Annotated in this window: 5 protein-coding genes and 1 pseudogene; 1 reads left to right on the plus strand and 5 read right to left on the minus strand. The window is 23.1% G+C overall.

Annotated elements, in window-relative coordinates; translation table 11 throughout:
- Positions 1–863: site-specific integrase (locus Q5F54_RS09440; RefSeq protein WP_302334308.1), on the plus strand; the 863-nt coding region annotated here is incomplete at its 5' end.
- 960 nt (positions 864–1823) lie between these two features.
- Here Q5F54_RS09440 and Q5F54_RS09445 read toward each other — a convergent pair.
- The 5 genes and pseudogenes from Q5F54_RS09445 to Q5F54_RS09460 all read right to left on the minus strand — a co-directional run.
- Entirely contained in the window at positions 1824–3023 is a 1200-nt protein-coding gene (locus tag Q5F54_RS09445) for a DHHA1 domain-containing protein (RefSeq protein ID WP_288526387.1), read from the minus strand.
- 203 nt (positions 3024–3226) lie between these two features.
- Positions 3227–4186, minus strand: coding sequence for a magnesium transporter CorA family protein (locus tag Q5F54_RS09450; protein WP_288526388.1), 960 nt, complete (start codon positions 4184–4186; stop codon positions 3227–3229).
- A gap of 80 nt (positions 4187–4266) precedes the next feature.
- Positions 4267–5241 (minus strand): acyltransferase family protein, encoded by a 975-nt coding sequence (locus tag Q5F54_RS13250; RefSeq protein ID WP_369124055.1) that lies wholly within the window; start codon positions 5239–5241, stop codon positions 4267–4269.
- Complete coding sequence (locus Q5F54_RS09455) at positions 5241–6053, minus strand: alpha/beta hydrolase (protein ID WP_302334309.1); 813 nt, start codon at positions 6051–6053, stop codon at positions 5241–5243. The genes Q5F54_RS13250 and Q5F54_RS09455 overlap by 1 nt, the downstream gene beginning before the upstream one ends.
- A gap of 111 nt (positions 6054–6164) precedes the next feature.
- Positions 6165–6444 (minus strand): annotated as a pseudogene (locus Q5F54_RS09460) (4-hydroxy-3-methylbut-2-enyl diphosphate reductase); the annotation flags it as partial.

A 6444-nucleotide genomic window follows, 5' to 3' on the forward strand; every position in this document is an offset into this window, starting at 1 on the left:
ATAATTGTTACCTTACAATATGTAAAAAATATATAATAGCTATGTTAGGAAAATATAAATTAGAAGAATTAAAGCCTATACATTTACAAAACTATATTGATGATTTAGTAGGTATCTTAGCTCCTCAAACTATAAAGATACATATAAACATTTTAAACTTGGCATTAAAAAAAGCTTATAGATTAAGATTAATAAGAGAAAATATAGTTGAATGTATAGAACTTCCAAAAGTAAAAAAGTTTAAAAATAATATATACAATAAAACTGATATGGTTAAGCTTCTTCAAGTTTGTAAAGGAAGTTCATTAGAGTTACAGATTTATTTGGCTAGTGGATTGGGGCTTAGAATCTCGGAAGTTTTAGGATTAACTTGGGATAGTATAGATTTTATAGAAAATACAATAACCATAAATAAAATAACTGTTAGAGATAATAATACTGTAATTTTAAAAAGCCCTAAAACAGAAAGTTCCGAAAGAACAATATCAGCGCCTAAAGAAATAATAAATTTATTGAGAGAACATAAAAGAAATCAGTTAGAGGATAAACTAAAGGGTAAAATAAAGAATAACTTAAATTTATTATTTTTTGATAAAAATGAAAATCCTATAGCTCAGGATGTATTAAGTAAGAAATTTAATAGATTTCTTAAGGATAATGATTTAGATCATATAAGATTTCATGATCTTAGACACTCTCATGTTACGTTGCTTATAAATTCAAAAGTACCAATTAAAGTAATTTCAGAAAGGGTTGGACATTCAAACGTCAATACTACTCTTAATATATACGCTCATACATTAAAAGAAATGGATTCTGAAGCTAGTGATAAAATATCAGAAGTTTTATTTAACTTAGGATAAAAGTGAAAAATAAAGACCTTTTAAATTCGATTTTAAAGGGTTCTTATTTTATTTATAGACTAAAAGTATTAAAATCTTATTAAACCTCTTATAATCGATTTTAATAAAACTAAGCTGAAATTTATAATTTTCATGTGAAAATTAGTTTATTTATACAAATAAATACAAACAAAATCAATTTACTATATCTATAGTAGGATTTATAACGTAAAAGAAATTAGTTTTTGAGTTTTTAAAATATTTATAAAATATATTAATTTAAATTGTGTTTATTTAATTAAAGAAATTAAAATAGTGTTCAATTAAAATTTACTTTTTTATAAAATGATATTTTAGCTTCTATATATTCTTATAGATAATAAGCAATTGTTAATGCTTATGTAATTTAATCTTATGATTTCTTATTATAAATTACCTACTCTTTTTATATTTATAGTTTTAATACTTTGTTTTAATTTATAAAAATATGTTAAAAATCCAAAGTATTATATTCGATTTTAAGAAGTTAAAAAAAGTTTTTAATATAATGTATCAGAAAAACAACGAAAATGCTTAAAATCGAATTAAATGCGTTTTACTGTGATTATAATAAAAAACAGATTTATAATTTTAAAATAATTAAATTATGTAAACATTTTTGGCTATTACTCTTTATAAGTATATTTATAGTGGATTAATTTAGTAAAATAAATTATATGAATTGTTATGTTAATATAAATTAATTAAAGATTATATCATTTGACTTAAAAAAGATACGGTTATTTTTATGAGAAAAAAGATAAGGCTAATTAATAATTAATTGATTTTATAGTATATTAAAAGTTATAATAGTTAATTTAATAGTGATAATAAAAAAATCGTTTCGCTTGAGCGACGTGTCGGCGAAACACTTCATTTCGACAACGATATATCCTTGCTCAAAAATGAAGCTAATTATTTAATCTTAGCTTCATTTTTATTTTATCCTATAGACTTTTCTAATTTACTAAGTGCGTAATTTAATGTATTTTCTATATTCCCGTTATTTTTACCTCCACCTTGAGCCATAAAAGGTGTTCCTCCACCATTGCCATCAATTAACTTTATTGAATCCTTTAATAAATCATTAACCTTAACATCTAAATTTTTAGATGATGCATATACTAAGTTTGCCTTATCATCATTTATTAAAGCTAGTAAAGCTATAAAGTTATCGTTTTCTGTTATTTTAGATGCAACCTTAGATATGTACTTCATAGATTTATCAGTATATATGTTTTTTATGATACAGATATTATTTATTTTAGTACTTTTATTTATCATATCTTTTATTTCGTAATCTGATACAATAGCTTCTAACTTTTTATTTTCATTTGAAATTTCTTGAACTTTATCATTTATATTAGCTATTCCTTTAATAACCTCTTCTTCTCCAGATTTTAAATACTTACAAATGTCATTTAGAATTAAATCTCTTTTTAGTATATAGTCTATTGCTCTTTTTCCAGCAAAAAATTCTATTCTAGTGTTTCCTCTATTCTTTTCCCATCTTTTTATCTTTATTAATCTTAAATCTAATGTAGATTTTGGATGAACACCACAACAAGCATTAGAATCTAAATCTCCAATTTTTACTATTCTTATTTCATTAGTAGTATCTGGTAAGTCCCTTCTTATCCATATCTTTTTTAAATCTTTTTTAGATGGAGTTAATACTTCAAGTTTTATATCATTAGATATCATTTCATTAGCAAATTGCTCTGCTTTTCTTATTTGATCTTCAGTTAATATTCCTTGTATATCGACTGTACTAGACTCTTTTCCTAAATGAAAAGAAACTGTATTTAATTTAAATAGGGTGTAAAAGCATCCAGATAATACATGTTGAGCAAAGTGTTGATGCATACCGTCTTCTCTTCTACTCCAATCTATCTCACACTTAACTTTATGTATTTTTATAGGCTTTTTTTCTAAAACATGATAAACTTTATTTTCTTTTTCATAAACATCTATAACTGGATGGACATCTATTTTTCCTAAATCACAAAATTGCCCTCCGCCACCAGGGAAGAATGCTGTTTTATCAAGTAATACATGAAATTGGTTGTTTACTTCTAAAACTTCCACGATTTCAGCTGTAAACTCTTTTATATATTGATCAATATAGTATAATTTCTCCATAAAGTATCTCCTTTTCTTGGGTTTTAACTGTATTTTATACTATAAAAGGATGATTTTATTTAAAAAATAGCACTTTACCTTATTTTATAATTTTAAAGTATATTTTACTTTAAAAAATAAAGTAAAATGCCATTTTTCTAAATGAACTGACTTAAAAAAATAAAGTAGATATTGTTTTGCAAAAATATATAATTGCTCTTACTTTATAATAATTTTTTTATTTTAAATAATATAATTCCGCACAATACTATAATAAACATAATTCCTATAGTTAAAGGATACCCGTAATATAAGTTGAGTTCAGGCATAAATTTAAAGTTCATACCGTATATACCTGTAATTATAGTAAGTGGAGCTGAGATAGCTGTTAAAAGTGTAAGCTTTGTTATTATGTCATTAGTCTGTTCAGCAACTTTAGAGGAATATATATCTAGTAATTTATCAGCTAATTCTCTAGTTGAAAGTGCAAAATTATATAATTTATCAATACCAAAATCTATACTTTGTAAATTATCTAAATTGGACCTTTTCATATCATTATATTTAAGATATCTAAAATTATCTTTTAGTATTCTATCACCTAAATATAAAAGAGGTCTTGTGTTTTTTACTAAGATTCTAGTTAGACTTCTTATATAATTTATTTTTAGAATATGTTCATCATCTGTACCTTCCATAATTTCATCTTCTAAATCTAATATCATATCTTCTACTTTTTCTAAATTTTCAAATTCATGTATAATAATATTTTTTATTATAAGATAACTTATTTTAAAAAGATTACTAGGATTATAATGCTTTTGAATCTTTGAATTATTAAGAATCATACTTTTTACATAATCATATAAGAAATTATCCTTTTCACATATAACTAATATAAAGTTATCTGATAAGTACATATTTACTTCTTCAATTTTAGCTTCATTACCACTAAGTTCACATGTATTAAGACTTAAAAAGTCATAGTTATCAAATAAATCAAGTTTTATATTTTCATCAAATTCAAGGCAATCATTAAATGTTATTTCATCTATATCTAAAATATCTTTAAGTAATTTTAGTTCACAAGCTGTACTTAAAATAAGATATGGATAAACTTTACTATAAAAGTCTTCTCTAAAATGATCTATTATTTCGGCAGTTTTTAAATTTAATATATACATATTTATCACCCTTTATATTATTAGCTAAATGATAAGTTAAAATTCTGATATAAATAAAAGAGAGTATGCTATACTCTCTTTTATTTTATTAGTTTACATATAGGATTGAGTACCATATTATAAGTTTTCTCAAAAAATTTACATGAAAGTATATATGTAACTAATAATGGACTAATTATAATTATTAAATTTGTAAGAAGACTTTTATTCCATGAAGGTATAAGATAGAATATTATAAGTATAATATAAGTGTGAAAAGCATATATATACATAGTTGATTTTCCAATATGAGTAAAAAATGTTTTGCTAGTTGGTATTATATATGATACAAATAAGCTTAATAATATACTGCTAATATAAAGTAATATTCTAGAGATTATGCCTATATAAATACTGATACCAAGCTCTTTATAGGAATGAGATCCATATAAAAATCGATAATCTAAAATATCTTTATTAGCTATAAAAAATGAAACAATTATAAATATAAGTATTCCTAAAATACATATACCTATGTTAACCTTATCAAATATATATTTTATCTTTTCTATATCTGTATAATATCCTAATAAAAAGAAAGGTAAAAAAACTATGGTTCTTGAAAATGATAGTATAGATCCATTTGGTATAAGTCCAATTAAAATACCTAATATAAAGCTAATAGGCAGTATATATTTAATTTTTATTAGGTATTTAAGTGAACTTCTCCAAAAAAATAAACTCAGTAAAAACCATAAAGTCCATCCTGGATATATTATAGGTAAATTAATATCCCCAGTATATATATATGCTAGTGAATACCATATAATATTTAGGAAAATATATGGTATTAATAAATCCTTTAGAAAAATTTTCTTACTCTTATTTACATTTTTAGATAAGTATCCAGAGATATAAATAAACAAAGGCATATGAAAAATATATATAAACATATATATAGCCATTAATGTGTCACTAGTGTCTATGTATCGCTCTATTAAGTGACCAAATACAACTAGAAATATAAGTACTACTTTTATGTTATCTATAAAATGTCTTTTATTAGTAATAGGCATTAGTTCACCTCACTTTGAACGATTTTTTCTAAAAATTCAAAAACATATTTTGAATATTCATTACCCTTTCCTCTTACTATATCTATTGTATCTTCATGCTCAGCACCTTTTATTATTTTTAAATAAGAATTATTGTTTACCTTCTTTAAATTATTTATAAAGGATTTTGAGTTTTCTATATCTATTAGTGTATCACTATCACCATGTATACAAAGAGTACTTATAGTAGAGTTTTTATTTATTAGATTTATAGGATTACAAGTATCAGTATTACTTTTATATATATACCTTTTTATTAACCTTTTAGATCTATTTGAATTACATTTATTAAAATTTAAAACTCCAGATATGGATATAAAACCTTTTAAAATAGATGTATTTATTTTATAATCATTTTGCATTTTTGTATCAAAAGCTAAGTGAGATGATATTTCTGCACCAGCTGAATAACCTCCAACTACTATACCATTATTAGTATCATTATTTTTTATATAATGTCTAAGAGCTTTAAATACATCTTCTATTTGAATAGGATATCTATAATGTGGTACTAATCTATATCCAACCAATACTACTGTATATCCATGTTTAAAAAAATATTTCCCAACTCCACTATATAAAGATGGACTACCTTGCCACCAACCTCCTCCGTGAATAAAAAATATAGTTGGTTTATTACTATTTTGTTTATATACCTTATAGTATTGTTTTTTATCACTTCCATACTTTACATTAGTGCATTTTATATTTATATCTTTTGTATATGCATACATTAACATTCTATATACATTTTTTATTTTCTTCTTAATCATATAATATCATCCACCCTTAATAAAATAACTTAAAACAAAAGACATGAATTAAATAAAACTCATGTCTTTATTATATATTATCGTATTATATATTATGCTAGTTTAGATAAATTATAATGATTCTATAAAACTTATTACATCTTCAATTATCCAATCAGGTGTAGAAGCTCCTGCTGTAACTCCTATTAAATTGAATTTGTTTAATTTATCTATATCTAAATCTTCTTTAGTTTCTATTGCAAAAGTAGGTACTTGTTCTTTACATATATTTACTAGCTTTTGTGTATTAGAACTATGTTTTCCACCTATAACTATCATACAGTCTACATCAACAGATAATTCTTTAGCTGCTTGTTGTCTTGTTTTTGTTGCAGAACAAATAGTATTCTTA

Source organism: uncultured Romboutsia sp. (assembly GCF_958366745.1).
GTDB lineage: Bacteria > Bacillota > Clostridia > Peptostreptococcales > Peptostreptococcaceae > Romboutsia > Romboutsia timonensis.